General features: G+C 69.7%; 2 protein-coding genes. Both read left to right on the top strand.

From position 1 onward, the window contains the following. The coding region (locus tag AC1DWF_RS36900; RefSeq protein WP_476843384.1) for a RidA family protein at positions 1-367 on the top strand (367 nt) is incomplete at its 5' end. A 29-nt stretch (positions 368-396) separates the two neighbouring features. Further along, positions 397-546: a hypothetical protein gene (locus AC1DWF_RS36895; protein WP_476843383.1), complete on the top strand. Its 150-nt coding sequence runs from the start codon at positions 397-399 to the stop codon at positions 544-546. Positions 547-581 lie beyond the last annotated feature (35 nt).

Raw genomic sequence — 581 nt, 5'->3', positions numbered from 1 at the left:
ATGGAAGGGAGACGAAGCGATGATCCTGAGGCTGGCGGAGGAGGAGCGTCTTTCCGGCGTGGTGGTGCATGGTGCCCTGGTCTACCTCGCCGGGCAGGTCGCGGACGATACGAGCCTGGACACCGAGGGGCAGACCGCTGACGTGCTGCGGCAGATCGACGCGCTGCTGGCGGTGGCCGGCACCAGCAAGGAGTACCTGCTGAGCGTCCAGATCGTCCTGGCCGATATCCGCGACGCCCCGGCGATGAACCGCGCCTGGGACAAGTGGCTCGACCCCTTCAACAAGCCCGCGCGCATGACGATCCAGGCGCCGCTGGTGGACCCGGACTGGAGGGTGGAGATCACGGGCATCGCCGCCCTGCCGTGATGATGCGCTCGTCCGCCAGCAGGCAGGCGTTGCTCGCGACCGGGCTGACGCTGGCCTTCATGCTGCTGGTGGCGCTCGGCGTGTCGGACCAGGGCTGGGCCTTCGCGGCGGCGTCGCTGGTGATCGCGAGCCTCGCGCTCGGCGGGTTGCATCTCGTCTCGCGGCGGCGTCGCTGGTGATCGCGAGCCTCGCGCTCGGCGGGTTGCATCTCGTC

The organism is Aminobacter sp. P4_D5, assembly GCF_056401815.1.
The sequence above is the reverse complement of the archived record's forward strand: the minus strand, read 5'-3'. Positions and strand labels throughout refer to the sequence as shown.